Source organism: Marinifilum sp., assembly GCF_965230805.1.
In the GTDB taxonomy this organism is placed as follows: Bacteria; Bacteroidota; Bacteroidia; order Bacteroidales; family Marinifilaceae; genus Marinifilum.
Map to the genome: position 1 here is coordinate 2,498,315 of NZ_OZ246019.1, position 20,507 is coordinate 2,518,821.

The 20,507-nt window shown below is 35.2% G+C and carries 12 protein-coding genes; all 12 read left to right on the forward strand.

All coding sequences use genetic code 11. The features are described 5' to 3' along the window. Nucleotides 1-108: 108 nt before the first annotated feature. The 12 genes from ACO05S_RS10000 (at nt 109) to ACO05S_RS10055 (ending at nt 20,409) form a co-directional block, all read left to right on the forward strand. Entirely contained in the window at nt 109-4,449 is a 4,341-nt protein-coding gene (locus ACO05S_RS10000) for a CusA/CzcA family heavy metal efflux RND transporter (protein ID WP_421917871.1), read from the forward strand. Between the two features lie 20 nt (nt 4,450-4,469). Further along, nucleotides 4,470-5,717, forward strand: coding sequence for an efflux RND transporter periplasmic adaptor subunit (locus tag ACO05S_RS10005; RefSeq protein WP_421917872.1), 1,248 nt, complete (start codon nt 4,470-4,472; stop codon nt 5,715-5,717). Between the two features lie 12 nt (nt 5,718-5,729). Then, complete coding sequence (locus ACO05S_RS10010; protein ID WP_421917873.1) at nt 5,730-6,062, forward strand: P-II family nitrogen regulator; 333 nt, start codon at nt 5,730-5,732, stop codon at nt 6,060-6,062. Nucleotides 6,063-6,151: 89 nt separating this feature from the next. Next, nucleotides 6,152-8,233 (forward strand): heavy metal translocating P-type ATPase, encoded by a 2,082-nt coding sequence (locus ACO05S_RS10015; protein WP_421917874.1) that lies wholly within the window; start codon nt 6,152-6,154, stop codon nt 8,231-8,233. 562 nt (nt 8,234-8,795) lie between these two features. Continuing rightward, nucleotides 8,796-10,592 (forward strand): HAD-IIIC family phosphatase, encoded by a 1,797-nt coding sequence (locus ACO05S_RS10020; protein WP_421917875.1) that lies wholly within the window; start codon nt 8,796-8,798, stop codon nt 10,590-10,592. Between the two features lie 1,156 nt (nt 10,593-11,748). Beyond that, nucleotides 11,749-13,020 (forward strand): hypothetical protein, encoded by a 1,272-nt coding sequence (locus ACO05S_RS10025; protein WP_421917876.1) that lies wholly within the window; start codon nt 11,749-11,751, stop codon nt 13,018-13,020. A gap of 377 nt (nt 13,021-13,397) precedes the next feature. Then, nucleotides 13,398-15,779 carry an ATP-binding protein gene (locus ACO05S_RS10030; protein WP_421917877.1) on the forward strand — a complete coding sequence of 794 codons (2,382 nt, stop codon included), beginning with the start codon at nt 13,398-13,400 and terminating at the stop codon, nt 15,777-15,779. Between the two features lie 6 nt (nt 15,780-15,785). Beyond that, nucleotides 15,786-17,186 (forward strand): sigma-54-dependent transcriptional regulator, encoded by a 1,401-nt coding sequence (locus ACO05S_RS10035; RefSeq protein WP_421917878.1) that lies wholly within the window; start codon nt 15,786-15,788, stop codon nt 17,184-17,186. Nucleotides 17,187-17,324: 138 nt separating this feature from the next. Continuing rightward, nucleotides 17,325-18,590, forward strand: coding sequence for a hypothetical protein (locus tag ACO05S_RS10040; protein ID WP_421917879.1), 1,266 nt, complete (start codon nt 17,325-17,327; stop codon nt 18,588-18,590). A gap of 50 nt (nt 18,591-18,640) precedes the next feature. Continuing rightward, nucleotides 18,641-19,240 carry a carboxypeptidase regulatory-like domain-containing protein gene (locus ACO05S_RS10045; protein WP_421917880.1) on the forward strand — a complete coding sequence of 200 codons (600 nt, stop codon included), beginning with the start codon at nt 18,641-18,643 and terminating at the stop codon, nt 19,238-19,240. A gap of 134 nt (nt 19,241-19,374) precedes the next feature. After that, the gene (locus tag ACO05S_RS10050) at nt 19,375-19,947 is read left to right on the forward strand and encodes a helix-turn-helix domain-containing protein (protein ID WP_421917881.1); all 573 of its coding nucleotides are present in this window, start codon (nt 19,375-19,377) and stop codon (nt 19,945-19,947) included. A gap of 93 nt (nt 19,948-20,040) precedes the next feature. Continuing rightward, nucleotides 20,041-20,409 (forward strand): HYC_CC_PP family protein, encoded by a 369-nt coding sequence (locus ACO05S_RS10055; protein ID WP_421917882.1) that lies wholly within the window; start codon nt 20,041-20,043, stop codon nt 20,407-20,409. The last annotated feature ends 98 nt before the right edge of the window (nt 20,410-20,507 follow it).

A 20,507-nucleotide genomic window follows, 5' to 3' on the forward strand; every position in this document is an offset into this window, starting at 1 on the left:
AATCAACCAATGTTGGTCTATTTTGAAAACATGAAAAACCACAAAAATTATTATACAGAAAAAACTAGTAGCTAATATCAGAGTTTTAATAAGTAAAATATATATGAAATGATAAACAGTATAATATCTTTCTCAATTAAAAACAAGGCACTGATCTCGCTTATGACAATTGGCCTGATTATAGGTGGTTTATACTCCATGACCAAAGTGCCGCTGGATGCCGTACCCGACATTACCAACAACCAGGTATTGGTAATTACCACAGCCCCTAATCTGGGAACAGAAGACATTGAACAGTTTGTTACCTACCAGGTAGAGCTGGCAGTAGCTAACTTGCCCGATGTTACAGAAATTCGTAGCATTTCAAGGTTTGGACTGTCGGTTGTAACCATCGTTTTTAAGGATGAAGCCGGCACTTACCTGCCCCGCCAATTGGTGAGTGAAGCTCTAACGGAGGTAAAAGAAAAAATCCCCGAAGGGTTTGGAGAACCATTTATGGCTCCAATAAGTACCGGATTGGGTGAAATCTATCAATACACACTGGAAGTGCAGGCCGGTTATGAGAAGGTGTATGATGATATGGAACTTCGAACCATTCAAGACTGGATTGTTAAAAGGCAAATGGCCATGTTACCAGGTGTTGTTGAAATTAATACTTTTGGTGGCAGAGGTAAGCAATACGAGGTTGCTGTTAATTCGGATAAGCTCCGCAGTATGGGTTTAACAATTACTGATGTTTTTGAAGTATTGGAAGCCAATAATCAGAATACCGGTGGTGCATATATCGAGAAGAACTTTCAGTCCAACTTTATTCGTGGCGAAGGTTTAATGAGGTCGTTGGATGACATTAAAAACACCTTAGTGGCAAACATTGAAGGACAACCGGTTTTTATCAGGGATGTAGCGGATGTAAAATACGGGAGTTTTGTACGCTACGGTGCATTTACAAAAGACGGAAAAGGTGAAGCAGTTGGTGGCATTGTCATGATGCTGAAGGGGGAAAATTCTAATGACGTTATTGATCGAGTAAAAGAACGAATAGCTTTAATCCAGAAATCATTGCCTGAAGGTGTTGTAATAAAATCTTTTCTTGACCGTAGCAAACTGATAAAAAGTACAACAACTACGGTAGCAGAAAACCTTGGGATGGGTGCATTGATTGTCATCTTTGTATTGGTGCTTTTTTTGGGTAATCTTCGGGGAGGTTTGATAGTGGCATCAACCATTCCATTGGCATTGCTATTTGCATTTATTATGATGCACTTTTTCGGCGTGTGGGCGAACCTTATGAGCTTAGGTGCTCTTGATTTTGGGATTCTGGTGGATGGTGCTGTCATTATTGTGGAAAGCATGATTTTCTACCTGCATAGGAAATCATATATCGGAACAAAACTAAATTCCTCAAAACGTAATGAAATTGCCTATAATTCGGCGAGTAAAATGATGAATTCTGCCTTTTTCGGGCAGTTAATCATTTTGATTGTTTTCATACCTGTATTGGCATTACAAGGTGTTGAAGGTAAAATGTTCATTCCTATGGCCATGACATTCGGCTTCGCTGTATTGGGAGTGGTAGTGCTTTGCCTTACATATATACCCATGATGGCAGCCTTATTTCTTCAACCCCCTAAAACGGATAAAAAATCTTGGGGAGATAAATTGATTGGCAAGCTTGAAAGTATTTATACGCCGGTAATTGACTGGGCGCTTGACAAAAGTCGTATAGTACTAACGATTGCTCTTGTATTACTAATTTCAGGGGGGGGGTTATTCACACGAATGGGTGCTGAATTTATTCCTCAATTGGATGAAGGCGATTTTGCTTTTCAGGCCTTCTTGAAACCGGGCACCTCGCTTTCCGAAGTGCGGAAAGCTTCTACCCGCCTGGAGCAGATTGTGCTGGAGAACTTTCCGGACGAAATTGAATCCATCCAAAGCCGCATAGGAGTAGCTGATTTGCCAATGGATCCAATGCCAATTGACATTGCTGATATATTTGTTATCCTCAAGCCGCAGGAAAAGTGGACCAAAGCTGAATCGAAGCAGGAACTTATTGATAAGGTAAGAGAAAAAGTCAGTGTGTTACCCGGCATCAATTTTGAATTTACCCAACCTATTGAAATGCGTTTCAACGAATTGCTGACAGGTATCCGTGAAGATGTTGCCATTAAACTTTATGGTGACGATTTGGATCTATTGGCCGACAAGGCCCAGGAAATTGCAGGGCTTATTTCAGGGGTTTACGGAATTGCAGGAGTTAAAGCGGAAGCAACCCGGGGACTGCCCCAGATTACTGTTCATTACGATCGGAATAAGCTAGGCAGATACGGCTTGAAAATTACGGAACTGAATACAATTGTTGAAACAGCATTTAGCGGTGGTGTTGCCGGAAGTATCTACGAGGGGGAACGGATGTTCGACCTTGTGGTGAGGTTAGGTGAAGCACATCGCCAAAGCATTAGTGATATTCGAAATTTATTTGTCACCCTTCCGGATGGTAATCAAATACCTCTGAAAGAAGTGGCTGATATCAATTACCAGCCTGGTCCCATGCAAATCAGCCGTGACAATACAAACAGGCGTACCTATGTAGGGATTAATGTTGAAGGCAGGGATATAAAATCCCTTGTTGAGGAGATCCAGGAAATATTGGATGAAAAGCTGAAATTACCCTCAGGTTACTATATCCGTTACGGCGGGGCCTTCGAAAACCTGGAAAGAGCTTCAAAAAGATTGTCTTTAGTAGTTCCCCTCGCTTTGGCACTAATATTCATGTTGGTGTTTTTTGCCGTGAAATCTCTTAAGCAAACATTGATGATATACGTAGCGATACCATTTGCTGCTGTTGGTGGAATCTATTCGTTGTATTTGAGGGATATGCCGTTTAGTATTTCAGCAGGAATTGGCTTTATCGTGTTGTTTGGTGTAGCGGTACTGAATGGTTTGGTGTTAGTTAGTGGGTTTAATGAACTTAAAGCAGAAGGTAAACTCCACATCAAAGAAATCATTAAAAAAGGCTCAATAAGACGTATTCGTCCAATTCTTCTGACTGCATCGACCGATATATTAGGCTTTCTCCCAATGGCGGTTTCAACCTCGGCCGGTGCTGAAGTACAACGACCTTTGGCAACAGTTGTAATAGGCGGTATGCTAACTTCAACCTTACTTACTCTGGTAGTTTTACCTGTACTGTACCGGTGGGTTGAATCTGGTAAGAAAAAGTTAAAAGAACCTAAATTAAATACCGCTGTTTTGTCGGTTGTATTTATAATAACGGGACTGTTTTTTTCAGGAACATTGAAAGCCCAGGAATCATCCATCACTTTACAACAAGCGATTGAAAGGGCCAAAGAAATTTATCCGTCCCTTAAGGCTGCCCAAATGGAAGTTGAAAAGCAACAAGCCTTAAAATCTACAGCTTTCGAATTGGGTTCCACTAAATTATTTACTGGCAGAGAAGAAGTTAAAGATGGTACAAAGGGCGTCCAAAATCAGATCGGTATTGAACAATCTAGCATTGATCTTTTTGCGATTCCTTCAAAGATCCAATTGACCAACGCCAGGACCAATTTGGCGGTGTCTGGGAAAAACTTAACCGAATTTACATTGACTCGAGATGTTAGCAAGGCTTGGTATGAGGCTGTAAATGCCAAGCAACAATTATCTCTATATAAACAACTTGATAGCCTATATGCAGATTTTGAAAAAGCGGCAGCCTTAAGGTTTAAAACGCAGCAGACTTCCAAAATTGAATATCTGTCTGCTTCAGCAAAATACAAGGAGCTACTGGTAAATATCAAAAAAGCTGAAAGTAGCTATTCGGCAGCTTTACAAATTTTAAATCAATATTTAATGTACCCTGGCAAATTTGATGTAGATGTAAAAGGATTGGAACAAAATGATTTTTCAGTTTTATCTGTAAGAGATTCATTAAAAGGAAGCCCTGTGTTAGATTTTTTTTCCTATACCACCGATGTTGCCAAATCATCCTGGAAAGCAGAACGGGCGGGGTATCTTCCCAAGATCGACCTCGGCTATGTAAAACAATCGGTTGATGGAACATCCGGTTTTTATGGATGGGAAGTTGGTGTATCTGTTCCTTTACTATTTTTCTCCCAAGCAGGAAAAACCAAGGCTTCAAAACTTACCTATAAAATGGCTCAACATCAATTTGCGCAAATACATTTGGAAATCATGGCAGAGTACAACCAGTTATTTAGCAGATATATGACATTGAAAGAGGTACTCGATTATTATCGAAAAGAGGCATTACCATTGGCCGATGAACAAATAGAGGCCTCCAATCTGGCGTATCGCCTTGGAAGCATAGGTTACGTCCAATTTATCCAAAATATGGAAACTGCCATAAATACCAAACAGGAATTTCTATACCAACAGGCAGAGTATTATGAATTGTCTACCCAATTAAAATTCATAACAGGAAAATAATCAACAAAATAGTGTAAAAAATGAAAACAAAAATATTCATAGCGTTACTTGCAGTGGCAACCCTACTATCGTGCAATTCAACGAAGCAAAACAAACATCAAGGAGAAGAGCATGAAGAACATGGCCCTGAAGGTGTAGTTGTTTTAAACGAGCAACAACAAAAAGCCCTTAATTTAAAATTAGGCAATTTCCAAATGAGAAATTTAACTTCTGTAGTAAAAACCAATGGTCAGTTAGAAGTTCCTCCGGCCAATAGCGCAGACATTACAGCTGTAATTGGTGGAAACGTTAAACAAATTAGGGTATTCCATGGAGATAAAGTAAAAGAGGGACAACTGCTTGCCGTTCTTGAACATCCCGATTACATCGTGTTGCAAGAAAATTTTTCTGAGATAGCAAATAGACTCGAATATTTGGAAAAAGAATATGAGCGTCAAAAGGAATTGTTTGAAAATAAGATAGGAGCAGGCAAAGTTTATCAACAGGCAAAGGCTGAATACAAAACTGCAAAAGCGAAATACGAAGGATTGAAATCCCGTTTGCAATTATTGCATCTCTCCCCCGAAAAAGTAATCGAGGGAAAGATCTCTAATACGGTCAACATTTTATCACCTATTAATGGCTATGTAAATGAAGTAAATATTAAAGTGGGCACCTATGTCGATGCCAGAGATAAGCTATTTGCTATAACAGACAACAGTACCATTCATGCTGATTTTATGGTATATGAAAAGGATGTACACCTCGTTAAAGAAGGACAGAAAGTTCATTTTACCGTTTCAAATCGACCTGAAAAAGAATACACCGGGTATGTTTTTGCCATAGGGAAAGAATTTGAAGCCAATTCCCGGGCAGTTCATATTCATGCAAAAATTAATGAACAAGTTTCCGGCTTAATCCCTGGTATGTATATATCCGGACATTTACATGCCGATGAGAAATATACCCGTGCTTTACCCAAGGAGGCAATCGTTACGGAGGGTACAAAATCTTATATTTTTATTTATGATGAGATAGCCCTTTCAAAACAACATGAGCATACAACACATGGTGACGATGAAATTAAGAATGAACATGGCGGTCACGATAATGAAGATGCTCATAGTAAAGCTTTCAGGATGGTTGAAGTCATTCCAGGGCAAAAAGATGACGGTTATACAGAAATACATCTGATAGATTCTTTACCGGAAAATGTTCAGATTGTGATGAATGCTGCCTACTATTTGTTAGCCGATATGAAAAAAGAAGAGACAGAACACGAACATTAAAAAAGTGAAGTTATGAAAGAAATAAAGGCATTTATAAGGCCCAATAAGGTAAATGAGATTGTTCATCGGCTAATAGACAATGGATTTGAGAATATTACTATTTCTTCAGCTGAAGGAACAGGAAAACTACAGGATGAAAATGCGTTTGTATCCCGAAAGTTCTCCGTAACTGATAGTCTGATAGCTAAAATTGAAATGGTGATCAATAATAATGAAGTTGAAAAAGTAGTAAATATTATTTCAGAATACCTTAGAACACTCAATCCCGGAGATGGGATTCTATATGTATCTGACGTTGAAAGAGCATTTCGTGTAAAAACAAACTTGGAAAACGGAGAGGAATGATTTCCAAAAGATAGCAGGTTGCAGCAACGCCTAGCAATCTGCTGCTTCATACGTGGTATTTCTCCGGATAAAAATTGTATAAAGAAGATATGAAAAAATATAAATTAAAAAATCTAGATTGTGCTTCTTGCGCCGCAAAAATTGAAAGCAGTTTGGCTAAATTGGATGAAGTAAAATTTGTGAATATCAATTTTGTCACCTCTTTGCTGACAATAGATACCTATAACCTTGAAAAGGTGAAAGGCAAAATAAAAGAGATTGAACCGGAAGTTGAAATTGGAGAAACCGACAAAGAGAAAACAATAGTTTCAACAAGTGAAATTGCTGAAAACAAATGGACATTAATTAAAGCGGTTTCAGGTCTTCTTCTTCTACTTGCAGGCCTGGTTTTTGAGGAGGAAATACACAATACGCCTTTTCAAATCGCAGAATATGCATTATTTGTGGCGGCATATCTGATTGTGGGATGGAAAGTCCTTGCAGCGGCTGTTAAAAACATCATTAGGGGGCAGGTTTTTAACGAACATTTTTTAATGACTGTAGCAACCTTGGGGGCTCTCGCAATAGATGAAATGCCCGAAGCTGTTGCGGTAATGTTGTTTTATGTGGTTGGTGAATTGTTCCAGGACATTGCAGTGAATCGATCCCGAAAGTCAATAAAATCGCTTCTAGAAATAAAACCGGATTTTGCGAATCTTAAATTAAACGGAGACATAAAGAGGGTTTCACCGGAAAATGTAAAAATTGGTGAACTGATAATTGTAAAGGCAGGAGAAAAAATTCCTTTGGATGGACTTGTAACTGATGGAGATTCCTTTGTTGATACTTCAGCACTTACCGGGGAAAGTGTCCCAAGAAAAATAAAACCAAAAGATGAAGTGTTAGCGGGCATGATCAATCAATCCGGATTAATCACCGTTAAAGTCACACGACTTTTTGGTGAATCTTCCATAGCTAAAATTCTAGAACTAGTTGAAAATGCAACTTCAAAGAAAGCAGAAACCGAAAAGTTTATTACCACATTTGCTAAATTCTATACCCCCGTAATAGTGGCTATTGCCTTTCTACTAGCTGTTTTACCCCCTCTTTTAATCACTGGAGCAACCTTTAGTGATTGGATTTACAGGGCATTGGTCGTGCTGGTTATTTCTTGTCCGTGCGCACTTGTAATCAGCATTCCGCTGGGATATTTTGGTGGTATCGGGGGGGCTTCCCGTAGGGGAATTTTAGTGAAAGGGTCCAACTTTCTGGATGCATTGACACAGGTAAAAACAGTAGTATTTGATAAAACAGGAACATTAACCAAAGGCGAATTCAAAGTTTCCAGTATATCTCCTTCAAACGGTTTCGACGAAAAAACAATACTAGAATATGCTGCCTATGCTGAATATAATTCGAACCATCCGATTGCAAAATCCATATTCGAATCTTATAAACAAGATTTTAACATTTCGAGAATTGGGAAAGTGGAAGAAATATCAGGACATGGAGTGAAAGCATACATCGATAATAAAGAAATCTTTGTTGGAAATGACAAGCTCCTTCATAAAGGAAATATTAAACATGATATATGCGAAGCGGGAGGAACCGTTGTTCATATTGTTATCGACAAAAAATATGCTGGTCATATCCTTATATCAGATAACCTGAAAGACGATGCCCTTGAAGCCATTGAGCGGTTAAATAAAAATAAAATAAATACCGTTATGCTCACCGGCGACAGCAAATATGCAGCAGACATTTTTGCTGAAAAGTTGGGGATTAGAGAATATTATGCCGATTTGCTTCCGGAAAGTAAAGTTGAACACATTGAAAGAATGTTGAACAAGGAAAGCAAAGTTGCTTTTGTGGGCGATGGTATAAACGATGCTCCTGTGCTTGCCCGTGCTGATGTAGGAATTGCCATGGGGGCCCTAGGTTCTGATGCCGCAATTGAAACCGCAGATGTTGTTTTAATGACAGACTCGCCTTCAAAAGTGGCTACTGCCATAGGTGTTGCAATCAAAACAAGAAAAATTGTTTGGCAGAACATCATATTTGCCTTGGGGGTCAAACTGGCTTTTATCGTCCTGGGTGTCTTCGGAATTGCAACCATGTGGGAAGCGGTATTTGGCGATATGGGGGTAGCTATAATTGCAATATTGAACGCTACACGTGTTTTAAGAGGTTAGTAGGTTGTGCTGTTGCTATTACCTGGCTTTATCTATTCGTTTTTGCACTATAGTCGTAAAAACTGGTAAAAAAACCAAAGGCCAAACATTCTATGCATCCATTATTGTACTAGGCTGCAATATTGGCCTCAGTAAGATGGGGAAATATAGATGATGCAAATAGAAAGTTACTTTCTGTTATTAATCAACTTTCTTTATCCGAACTATTTATTAAAGAAACTGAGACTAATAACATTTCTAATGACAGGCAAAGCTTTAATTGCATCATCTATACATAGTTCTATAAATGATTTGGAACTGGCTGTTAGATCTATTTACGTCATTCATATTATCCTCTTTCGAAATTTTCCAAAATAGACAATTATCACGTAATTGCTAGAGATTGTTGTGGAGATTTTTATCAGACATACCAGATTCGAAAAAGAAATAATATCAAAAATATCATCTTTATTTTAATTAGAGTTTTTAATATGTAGGAATTGCATAAGTTAAGAATATCATTTCGCTGTTTAAATTGAATCCATTAGAAATATTAAGTATTTTATAATGAAAAAGTTATTCTATGGATACAATAAAACTCATAATATGGGATTTGGACGATACGTTCTGGTCTGGAACACTTTCTGAAGGAGAAATTAGTCCTATTCAAACCAATATTGAATTGGTAAAGTCGTTAACAGGTAGGGGGGTCATGAATTCCATATCCTCAAAAAATGATTTCGAAAAAGCAAAAGAAAAATTGCAAGAACTTCAAGTTTGGGATTATTTTATTTTTCCAAAAATCAACTGGCAGCCAAAGGGACAAAACATCCAAAGTATCATTGAAAATGCTCAGTTAAGAGCTCAGAATGTCTTGTTTTTGGATGATAATCATTTAAATTTGGAAGAAGTCAAATTTTACAATCAACACATATGGGTTGAAGATCCAGCATTTATTGCAAAAATAAGGGGACATAAATCATTCGTTGGAAAGGATGATGCTACGCATGAACGCTTATCACATTATCGGGTATTGGAAAAAAAAGTGAAGGAACGATCTAATTTTTCTGATAATAAAGAGTTCTTAAGGTCCTCCAAAATAAAACTAACTTTTTTAGAAGATTTTACACCTAATATCAATAGGGTTCTAGAGCTAATTCAAAGAACAAACCAAATCAACTACACAAAGAAAAGAATTGATCGAGATGAATTAAATAAATTACTTTCAAATTCCAATTATGAATGCAAAATGGTTAAGGTCAAGGATAGATTTGGAGAGTATGGAATCGTAGGATTCTATGCTCTACATAAGCCAACAAATACACTTGAACATTTTCTGTTTTCATGTAGATCGATGAATGTTGGAGTTGAGCAATTTGTATATGCTCAACTAGAATTCCCTAAAATCTCTGTGGTTGGGGAGGTTACAGCAGATCTGGATAAGTGGACTAAACCGGATTGGATCCAAGTCCGAGATGATTGGAGCGAGAATTTACCAAACAGTGAAAATGACAAAAAAGCAATTCAGCTTTTATTAAAAGGAGCATGTGATTTAAATCAAATGCTTCATTATCTATGTTACAAGAATATTGAAATTCAAACTGAATTTAATGGAGTTAATTTCAATAACCACCCGATTCCGCAGGCGAGTTCAGTCATATTGCTTCAATCACAATCCCTACCGAAAGAAAATAAGTCACATCTGATCAGAAACCTCCCTTTTTTCGATAAGGATATATTTTCAACTAAAGTGTTTGACGAAAAGTATGATGTTCTTGTCTATAGTCTGCTTGTCGATTATACAATGGATCTTTATGAGTCTAAGAATACTGGTGAACTTGTACCGTATGAGAGTTATTCAGATTTTATAAAAGAAAGTAAAGAACAATTTATTGAAAGATGTCAAAAACATGGGTTTCGTAATATGAATGGGAAATTCTACGATAATTTTAAAAATCAATTTACATTTCTTGGACAGATTTCTCCAGATACATTCCGTAAGAATTTAGAGAGCCTTAAAACAAAAATTACTAAACCCATAATTTTTATAAATGGAGCTGAGTTAAACTCACCAGTAGATAACAAATCAGAATTTGGCAAAGCGCGAGAACGACATATCCTGATGAATAAGGCATTAGATGAATTTTGTGCCAAAAATGATAATGTATATTTACTTGATGTAAGGAAGATTGTTACAGAAACTGATATCAACCACAGCATTCGGCATTACAAACGACATGTATATGAAGAAATGGCCAGGGAGTTAATTATTATTATTGAGAAAATACACCAATTAAGATTTGAGAAAAACGTTTTTAAATATACCTTTAATAAAGCTTCTCAGTTTTTATATTATTACATAAAGGAATTGGTACGATAATGCTAATTACTGTTTGTCTCCGCTTTTAGGATGAAGACTAAAACAATTATCTAGGATATAATATCAGATTGACTTCAGACGAATTAATTCAATTTTAGCATTTGCTTGAAAAATTTTATAATCCTTGATATTTTTATTAGGGATTATTTTAAAATTGACATCCATATTATTAAGGTACCTGTAAAAAGTAGCTCTACTTTTACCAATAATTATGGCAATATCTTCAACTTACATTTTTTTATCTTCATGGCCCAGTGGAAGTGTTGCGGTCATCAAGGGTTAGGAACTCCGCTCCCTTTATGCTATGCCTATTAGTAAAACCAAAACAACTCCCGGCAACAACCACTTCATCTTACTATTGCGAATTGCGTCCTAGTTTTGGTTCAAGCTCAATACTATGAAAACAATCGAACTACACTCTGTTGTTATCTGCCCTTTTTGTGGTTATCAAAAAGAAGAATAAATACCTACCAGTTTTTTATGAATGTGAAAGTGCACAACAGTACTCAAACCCTTGGAAGGAGACTGTTGTTTTGTCTTATGTGTTTGAAAGTTGTTGTATTTCAGGGTTTTATTAGTTAAGTATAAAAAAGGATTTAAATAAACAACGTAGTGTAATTTGTGATTTTTTTTAATCAGATTTAAATTGATTTAGCCTAAAACTGGTGTACACTTCAAACTGTACCCAAAATCAACCTCCTTTAATGTCTAATTCGACAGAAATTGACTCCTTTTTTTAGTCTACACATAATTTGAACCTGAAAAAATTATTTGGTACGAATAGGTCATGTTTTTGATGATCAAATAATGAAATCATTAAAATATAGTTATGAAATTCTAGAATTATTGATAGATGACAAATTTGGCTTATTCAAAGAGTATATAAAGTTTCTATCTCAACATGGAAAGAGTCATAACAAATACGAAAACGAGACATTTAAAGGTCAATAATGTGACATTCAAAGTCTCATTTTTATTTCTACTAAAACTACCTATTAATACTAGTGAATCTTGTATGTATGATGTATAGAGGGATGTAACAATTGATCATGTTCTTGGCATATTTATTGGTTTTGCATTTGTGCTAATTATAAGGGATTGGGGCGATAATAATATGTTGACCTGCCCTGAATTCTTAATTAATAAACTATTCACTATGACATACCGTTTTATAAAAGATTTAATAACTCACAAAATAAAATTTGGTGCTGGTTTTGAAAAAGAACTTCAACGAATAACTAAGCTAAATAATTATTCAAAAGAGGAACTTAATGAACTTAAAAGTATCGAACTGGTTAAACTTTATCGAAATGCTTTCGAAAATTCTGTCTTTTACAAAAGATTCTATCAAAAACATGGCTTAAACCTAAATTCAGTAAGAGATTTGTCGGATCTTTCAAAAATTCCCATTCTCACCAAATCAGAAGTGAAGGAGTATGGTAAAGAAATGCTAACGAAATCAAAATTTACTGTTTTTAAAGCATATTCCAGTGGAACATCAGGAACTCCTCTCCAGGTTTATCGCGATTTTAATTCAACAATTAAAGAAAATGCATATGTATACTTTTTTCAAGCTATGCATGGTTATAATTTAGGTGATCGGGTCGTATCTTTAAGAGGTACTCTAGATCGCAAGACATTTTCTCATCATGATAAGGTCAATAATGTATTGTATTTATCAAGCTTCCATTTAAAAAAAGACAGAATCATTGAATATTATAATGCAATTAAAGAATTTCAACCCAAAGTAATTCAAGCCTATCCTAGTTCCATGCATATATTGGCAACAGAACTATATAAATTAGGCAAAGAATTACACATTCCAATAGCTTTTACATCTTCCGAAGTTTTGCACGACTTTCAAAAATCAATTATTGAAAAAGTTTTGAATACTAAAATTTTCGACTGGTATGGTAATGCTGAAAGGACAGTTGCTTTAGGTCAGAGTCAAGATTCACTCTATCGTGAACTCCCATTGTATTCTCATGTTGAAGTTGAAGATAAGCATTTGATAACAACTAGCTTTGTGAATTCCGTTTTTCCTTTAATTCGCTATAAAGTTGATGATGTGATTAGGTTGGCACCTAACTGTGAAGAAGAATGTATTGTAGAAAAAATTGAAGGTCGTGATGATGATTATATTGTATTGAAAAATGGTCATCGAATAGGCCGATTAGATTTGGCATTTAAAAAAATAAAAAGATTATTAGCAGCACAAATTATCCAAAATAAGAAAAATGAAATCCATGTGAATTTTATACCTGATCAGGGATTTTCTAATTCTGATTTAAATTCAATTGAAAAAAACCTACGGGATCTTATAGGATTAGAGTGTGGTATACTATTTGAAAAAATAGAATCTAATCAATTGATTAGAACAAAAAAAGGAAAATTTAATCTGGTAATATCAAAATTGAATGGAAGCTGAATAATAACTCTTGTTAGGATTGGATATTGATAAAACTCAATAACAGCATCAAGGAATCTTATATGAACTGGTTTTGTAAACGATTTGCTTAAAGTAATCTTTATTCTAAATAATTATATGCAACTGAAATTCAACCAAAAACAAAAGCAGGTAAATATAAGTAAACACGAAATCGCTTTTATAGTTGTCATAACTATTGAAGCGATTTTTATATGTATAAGCTCATGTATTTTTAGTCTAATTGAGGATTTATAAATTCCAAAAGTTCACCTTTTGCTACATGTCAAGATAACCATAGGATTGAAGTTTTTTCCCTAAGATTAATATTTTCTATATCTGCATGATTTTCGTACTTTTAGTAGAAGAAGCCACTTTACATGATAAATTTTAATAAAATACTTCATATCAATATTCGGGACAAATTTGTTGTGGCATTCCTTACATTATCATTATTACCAATTGTTATCGTAGGTAGTTGGGGAATTCATTCCAACCTTCAGCTTCAACGTGAACTTGCTACAAATGACCTTAACAATGAATTGAAAGACATAAAGGGAGAGTTGGCACACTTCTTTTATGGGTTGGAAGAGAATATTTATTTTCTAACCTCTTCGAATTCTTTCAAAAATTTTACTCAGCAATATCAAAGTGATAATGATTACCAACAACAGGAAATTGTAACATCATTGCTTCCTGAAGTATTAACTTTTACCCGACAAAAAGATATGTTCTATCAAATAAAACTGATAGATTTTGAAGGAGAAGAATTGTTTCAGGTTGTCCAGCAAAACTCTTCTTATCATTTGGTAAAGCCTGGTGATCTCAATCAAGGAGGAAGTAGGTATTATATATATGTTGCCCAACAGACCAAGCCAAATTCAGCGACCTTTAGTCCAACAGAAATTATACCTGTTAATGGTTCAACGCCTATTCAGACCATTTGTTGCATTTATCACGTGCAACAGCCAGATTTCAAAGGAGCTTTAATTATTCATATTAAGGCAGATAGTTTTTATCGAATCATTGAGAGTTCAAGAAATCTTTTTCCACGGAAAATCATGTTGGTTGATGATCATGGATATTACGTATACCATTCCGAATACAAAGATTCATGGAATAAACTTTCTGCCTTTAAAGAACAATCAAATCTTAATGTAGACTATGGACAGAATTTTACCAAGAGGATATTTTTAAATGTTCAGGATAGCATTTTTGATTTTGATTCCATTTTGGTAGGAAGTGCACGTGTATTTGAAGCAGATTCAGAGTTTGAGCAAAAGTATAATCTCTTAATTGCAATTTCCAAAAATGTAATCTTTTCAGAAATCAGGTCTCAATTTATCCTTTTCGCATCTATTCTTAGTGGATTTGTCCTTATTTCCTTTCTGGTAGCATTAATCGCTACAAAGCAATTTGTACAGCCAATTACAAATTTGATTGAAAAAGCAAAATTCATTTCAAGTGGCAATTATACGTCACGTGTCGAAGTTGAAACGCACGATGAAATAGCAGATCTGGCAAAACAATTTAATGTAATGACTCAATCTCTGGAGAAAAGGGAAAAACAGATTAGTATGCATCAGGATATGCTTAAGGAAAAGGTGAAATTAAGAACTTTCGAACTCGAAACGGAAAAAAATAAGCTACAGACCATACTCGACAATATTCCTAATGGAATTTTGATGTTAGATAAAAATGGGATAATACTATCAGCAAGCACTGTGTTGACTACAATTCTGAATAAATCAAAAATGGATTTGGTAGGAAGGAAATATTGTGATGTTATTGACTGTAATCACGATTTGGAAAGTTGTTTTCTGAATGAATTATTTCAATCCAACGAATTCAAGACAGCATCATGGGTTTACCCCAAAGACAAGAGTGATAAAAAATATCTTGAACATGTATTGATACCAATCTATAAAAATGGTATTGGAGAGAGAGTTTTAGCAATCATTACAGATAATACCAGAAAGAAAAAGCTTCAAGATAAATTGATAAAAAGTGAAAAATTCGCTGTCACTGGAGAATTAGCTGTTGTAATTGCGCATGAAGTTAGAAATTCACTAACTTCTGTAAGTATGATTCTGCAATTGATTCAAAGAAGTGAAGAACTTAAGGATGCAGAATCTGTTGATGTTGCTCTTGATTCAATTAAAAAATTAGAGAGTGTGGTAAAAAACTTGTTAGGCTTTGCTCGTCCACAGTTGCCGGTTAAAGAAAGATGTAACATTAACCAGGTACTTGAATTTTGTGTGAAATTTGTTCGACATCAAATGGAAAAAGATAAAGCTGAAATTCAAATTCAATTGGATAAGCAGCTTCCATCCTTGAAATTAGATGAGAATCAGGTAAAAGAGGCCATTATTAATTTGATTCTAAATGGATTTCAGGCGATAGAAAAGCAAGGAACAATTAAAGTAATTGCGAGGAAAGAAAACTTGAATCAACAAATGAAGGATTTACAGGAATTAAGTATCCACGAAGATGGAGAATTCAGAGTGGAAGAGAATGAAATTCATCTTTCAAAAGGTGAGGAAGTTATTTGCATTGAAATAGAGGATAACGGAATTGGGATACCTCAGGACAATATTGAGCGAATTTTTGATCCTTTTTTTACTACCAAAAGAAATGGAACAGGTTTGGGTTTACCGCAAGTAAAAAGAGTAATTAATCAGCATGGAGGAATTGTAAGGGTTTGTTCTGAGTATTCTAAGGGGACTTGTTTTACAGTCTACCTACCTATTTGTAAAAGTTAAATGCCTATGAAACTAAAAGGGAAATCGATTTTAATTGCCGATGACGATAAAAATATTCGTTATGCGTTTAAAAAAACTTTTGAATCGCTGTCCGCTATTGTTCATCAGGCAGGAACAGGAAAGGAAGCAATTACTGCAATTGAAAAGGAAAGTCCGGATTTGATCTTTTTGGATGTTGATATGCCAGAATTGAGTGGTCTTGAGGTGATTCAACTTCTAAAGGAGGATAATAATAAGATACCTATTATTGTAATTACTGGTTATGGGACGATGAGTACCGCTATAAAAGCAGTTCAATTGGGTGCGTATGAATACTTGACAAAACCTCTGGATATTGATAAGATTTTTGTGATTGCACAAAGGGCCATTGAGATGGTTTCTCTTAGAAAAAAAATTCAGGAACTGGAGAGTCAACAAAGAGGTAAAACAAATGATAGGGAACTAATTGGCCAACACCCTGGTATGCATGAAGTGTTTAAAGTTATTGGTGCAGTTACTACAGCACCTAACACTCTTAATGTATTGATCACTGGTGAGAGTGGTACTGGTAAAGAGTTGGTGGCCAGGGCAATTCATAACAATGGAAATCATAAGGATGAACCTTTTATTGGAGTAAACTGTTCTGTTTTTTCGGAAAGTTTATTGGAAAGCGAACTATTTGGTCACGAAAAGGGTGCATTTACAGGAGCAGGGGAAAGAAAAAAAGGTAAATTGGAAGTTGCGGAATCTGGTACAATTTTTTTGGATGAAATCAGCGAGATATCGAAAGAGTTACAGGTTAAACTATTAAGGGTATTGCAAGAGAGAGAATTTTACCGAGTTGGTGGTAACCAGCTAATCAAGGTAAAAGCACGTTTTATTGCTTCCTCTAACCGAAATATCGAACAAGAAGTGAGCAAGGGAAATTTTAGGAAAGATTTGTTTTATAGGTTGAATGTGATGCATATTCATGTCCCACCTTTGAGAGAAAGGGCTTCAGATATTTCTCTTCTGTTTGATTATTTTATCCATAAATATTCCAAGCGGCAGGGAAAGGAAATAAATGGAGTATCAAAAAATGTGTATGAATTTATAAACAAACACAACTTTCCAGGCAATGTTCGTGAACTAGAAAATATTGCTGAAAGGGCGGTGGTAATGACAAAAGGAAGGGTGATTGAAAAATCGGTTTTAAATTCATTTTATTCAGCAAAAGAAGAGTGTCAACTGGAATTTCCCTCATTGGTTTTGAGTGAAGCCAGAAAGAGTACCAATGATATGTTTGAAAAGCAGTTTCTTGACCGCTTGCTTAAAGAAGCCCAGGGGAAAATTTCTGAGGCAGCTAAAATTGCAGGTGTTGATAGAAGAACGATTCATCGAATGCTAAAAAAGAATAATGTTAATCCAAATCAATACAAAGAGAAGTGATTCGTGCAGACAATCATTTTCTTAAATCAGTGAAGTAAAAAACTGTAAACTAATTCTGTAGAATAGATATTCAGTCATAAAACATTTATTATTGGTGTTGGTGATACAGTTTTACGATAATCCTCAAAATAAGGGACTATGAAAGCTAAATTTGTTACGCTATTACTCTTGCTTATAAGTATTCTTTTACCGGAAAAGGGTGAAGCAATTCCTTCCTTTTCCAGGAAATATAAAACAAGTTGTATTACCTGTCATTCAGTATATCCTAAGTTAACTCCTTTTGGAGAATCTTTTCGAATAAATGGTTATCAGTTTCCTGAAAAAGAACAGGAAAACATAAAGGAAGATAGAGTAACACTTGGAGCTGAAGCCTATAAAAAAATATGGCCTGATGCTGTATGGCCCAATTCGATACCTGCTAAATCACCCATTTCGTTAAGAGGGAAAACCTCATACGATGGAAAGCGGGTTGAGAATGGAGATCTAGTTTCGGAATTTGGCTTGCCAAGTCTGCAGTTTTTGGCGGCAAACACTTTGGGTAAAGACATTTCCATATTTTTGGGAGCCCACTTATACGAAGAGGGAAAAACTGGTAATATAGATCGTTTTTTTATTCGATTTAGTAATCTATTGGATGGTTTTCTACCTGAAAAGTCATTATCGGTTAGAGTTGGTCAATTTATACCAGAGGTGGTCCCTTTTACTTCTAATCACAGGGGACTTACTCAAACTTCATATGCCTTTAATACCTATGCTCCTTCTCAGGGGAATGAGTTTGTTGGAGCCTATGTTCATGAACAAGTACCTTTTGGCATCGAGAATTTTCAATTGGGTATGGAGTTTAGCGGATTGTTCACTCCTCGATTAAGATATGTCGGTGGAATCATTAATGGAGGTGGTGCACAGCATGATACCAATAACAAAAAGGATTTTTATGGACGATTGGCTTATAAAATTGGTGGAATGGCTTTTGATGGAAGTTTAAAGGAGAATGTGCCAATTGACAAGGAAGTTTCGGTATCTCTTGGAACTTTTGCTTACAGGGGGAGCGGAGTGGTAGGTGATACAATTAATTATAACATTCATCGAATTGGTGCAGATTTTAATCTCATCATTAACCAATTCAATTTGATTGGAGGCGTAATAGGTGGAACAGATGAAGGTGAATTGAAAACGAAATACCACCTCTTTTTTGCTGAGGCTAGTTACATGTTTTATCCTTGGTTAATTGGTCTTGTTCGTTATGAACAGGCTAAGCCTGAAGATGGGAAATCCATAAACAGACTTGTACCACACATGAGTGCTCTTGTGGTAGCTAATGTTAAGTTCTATGTGGAAACCAGTTTTGATACCAACGATCAAGAGCTTGATTATTTTGCTCTTGGATTGGATTTTGCCTTTTAAGAAATTTCTTGATGTTTCTTAAAATATATCGTAATCAATAAATTTTGAGTATGGAAAATTTAAAAAGAATCTGTTTACTGATAATTATATTATTTCTACCTGGTTTTGTGGCTTCTCAAACAATTTTAGGGGAAGTTGTAACGGATCCTGGTAACGAGAAATACAAAAATAATACTGTGGTCTATATTGAGAATGTCGATGCTCGCTTTGAACTGCCTGAGAAAAATCCTGTTATGAACCAAAAGGAGTTAAAATTCATACCTAAAGTTCTTCCTGTTTTAGTTGGTTCTACGGTTGATTTTTTGAATAGTGACGATGTATTGCATAATGTGTTTTCTCCAGATTCATGTGCTAATAAATTTAATCTGGGAACATGGAAAAAAGGAGAAGTTAGGTCTGTTACATATGATAAAATTGAATGTGTATCAGTTCTCCTTTGTAATGTCCACCCAGAAATGGAGGCCTATGTAATTGTTCTGCAAAATCCTTATTTTGCCATAACCAACGAGAAGGGAGAGTTTTTCATTGAGAATGTACCTCCCGGCAATTACAAATTGAGTGTTTGGAACGAAAAACTTGACGCTAAATCAAAACAAATTACAGTTGATGAAACAGGGGAAGTGATCGTGAATTTTCAATTGAAGAGATGAAAAATAGCGATAGTAATACATGTCTAAGATCTTTAGTGTTTTATTGAAAGTGTGGTGCTCGATTTAAGATTTATTTGATTGTTGGTTAATTACAAAAGATGGTATTAATCAGTTTTTTTTTACATTAGCCTCTTATGAAACAGTATAGAGTAAATATTAAGAATATGGTGTGTCCTAGGTGCATCATGGCAGTTCAAGACATTCTAAATGAATTAAATATCCAATATAATGATGTTAATCTTGGATATGTGAATTTAGCTAAAAGTTTAACCGATGCAGAGCTCAGTGAGTTCAAACGTAAGTTGGAAGATTTTGGGTTTGAAATCCTGAATGACAAAAGAATGAAACTGATTGAACAAATCAAGAATGAAATAATAAGATTTGTTCATCATCCGGAATGTGAAGAGCAAATTGGAAATCTTACAAAACACCTTCCTGATGCAATTGGCCACAGTTACTCCTCTTTGAGTAAATTATTTTCAGAAATTGAAGGCATAACAATCGAAAAATACCTAATCCTTCAAAAGGTGGAGAAAGCGAAGGAGCTTTTATTTTACGAGGAGTTAACGATTAGTGAAATAGCGTATCAATTAAATTATAGCTCAAGTCAACATTTTTCTCGTCAATTTAAATCTATAACGGGATTAACACCAAGTGAGTTTAGTAAGAACAAAAATAAGGGAAGAAATCCTATTTCAGACTTGTAAGTTACAAAACACAGAAATTGTGCACATCTTTTAAAAAAATATGCACATTACATTTACAAAGTATCTCTACATTTGTAATATTAGTTTTCTAAGATGATAAAAAGATTTGGTCATATAATTCTAGCACTCATTCTATTTGTTGTAACAACTGGAATGACAATTTCTACTCACTATTGTGGAGAGAGAGTTAAGGATTTGTCTTTTTTATCAGAAGTTGATTCATGTTGTGAAATGCCAGATGGGTGTTGTCATGATGAAATAATCACCTTAAAAATCGAAGATTCCTTCTCGATTTCATCTTATTCTTTTGATTTTTCGGAAGTGGTATTAGAATTGCCTGCAATAATTGAGCTCGTAGATATTGAAGCTATTGCAAGTGCAGAAATTTATTTCCTAATCCACTTAAGCCCGCCGCTTAAAATCCAAACCATACTTTCTAGTTTACAGAATTATAGATTATGATTTGAAACTTATCTTTTGATTGGTGCGTAAGAATTGTTGTGTCTAATAATTTCTTGTTCATCAAATTGTTAAGAGTTAAAAATAAATCATAATTGGAT

Excerpts from the sequence above, each read along its gene's own strand:
- ACO05S_RS10055 (WP_421917882.1), top strand. The coding sequence starts at position 20,041 with ATGATAAAAAGATTTGGTCATATAATTCTAGCACTCATTCTATTTGTT.
- ACO05S_RS10005 (WP_421917872.1), top strand. The coding sequence starts at position 4,470 with ATGAAAACAAAAATATTCATAGCGTTACTTGCAGTGGCAACCCTACTA.
- ACO05S_RS10000 (WP_421917871.1), top strand. The coding sequence starts at position 109 with ATGATAAACAGTATAATATCTTTCTCAATTAAAAACAAGGCACTGATC.
- ACO05S_RS10020 (WP_421917875.1), top strand. The coding sequence starts at position 8,796 with ATGGATACAATAAAACTCATAATATGGGATTTGGACGATACGTTCTGG.
- ACO05S_RS10010 (WP_421917873.1), top strand. The coding sequence starts at position 5,730 with ATGAAAGAAATAAAGGCATTTATAAGGCCCAATAAGGTAAATGAGATT.
- ACO05S_RS10035 (WP_421917878.1), top strand. The coding sequence starts at position 15,786 with ATGAAACTAAAAGGGAAATCGATTTTAATTGCCGATGACGATAAAAAT.
- ACO05S_RS10050 (WP_421917881.1), top strand. The coding sequence starts at position 19,375 with ATGAAACAGTATAGAGTAAATATTAAGAATATGGTGTGTCCTAGGTGC.
- ACO05S_RS10040 (WP_421917879.1), top strand. The coding sequence starts at position 17,325 with ATGAAAGCTAAATTTGTTACGCTATTACTCTTGCTTATAAGTATTCTT.
- ACO05S_RS10045 (WP_421917880.1), top strand. The coding sequence starts at position 18,641 with ATGGAAAATTTAAAAAGAATCTGTTTACTGATAATTATATTATTTCTA.
- ACO05S_RS10025 (WP_421917876.1), top strand. The coding sequence starts at position 11,749 with ATGACATACCGTTTTATAAAAGATTTAATAACTCACAAAATAAAATTT.
- ACO05S_RS10015 (WP_421917874.1), top strand. The coding sequence starts at position 6,152 with ATGAAAAAATATAAATTAAAAAATCTAGATTGTGCTTCTTGCGCCGCA.
- ACO05S_RS10030 (WP_421917877.1), top strand. The coding sequence starts at position 13,398 with ATGATAAATTTTAATAAAATACTTCATATCAATATTCGGGACAAATTT.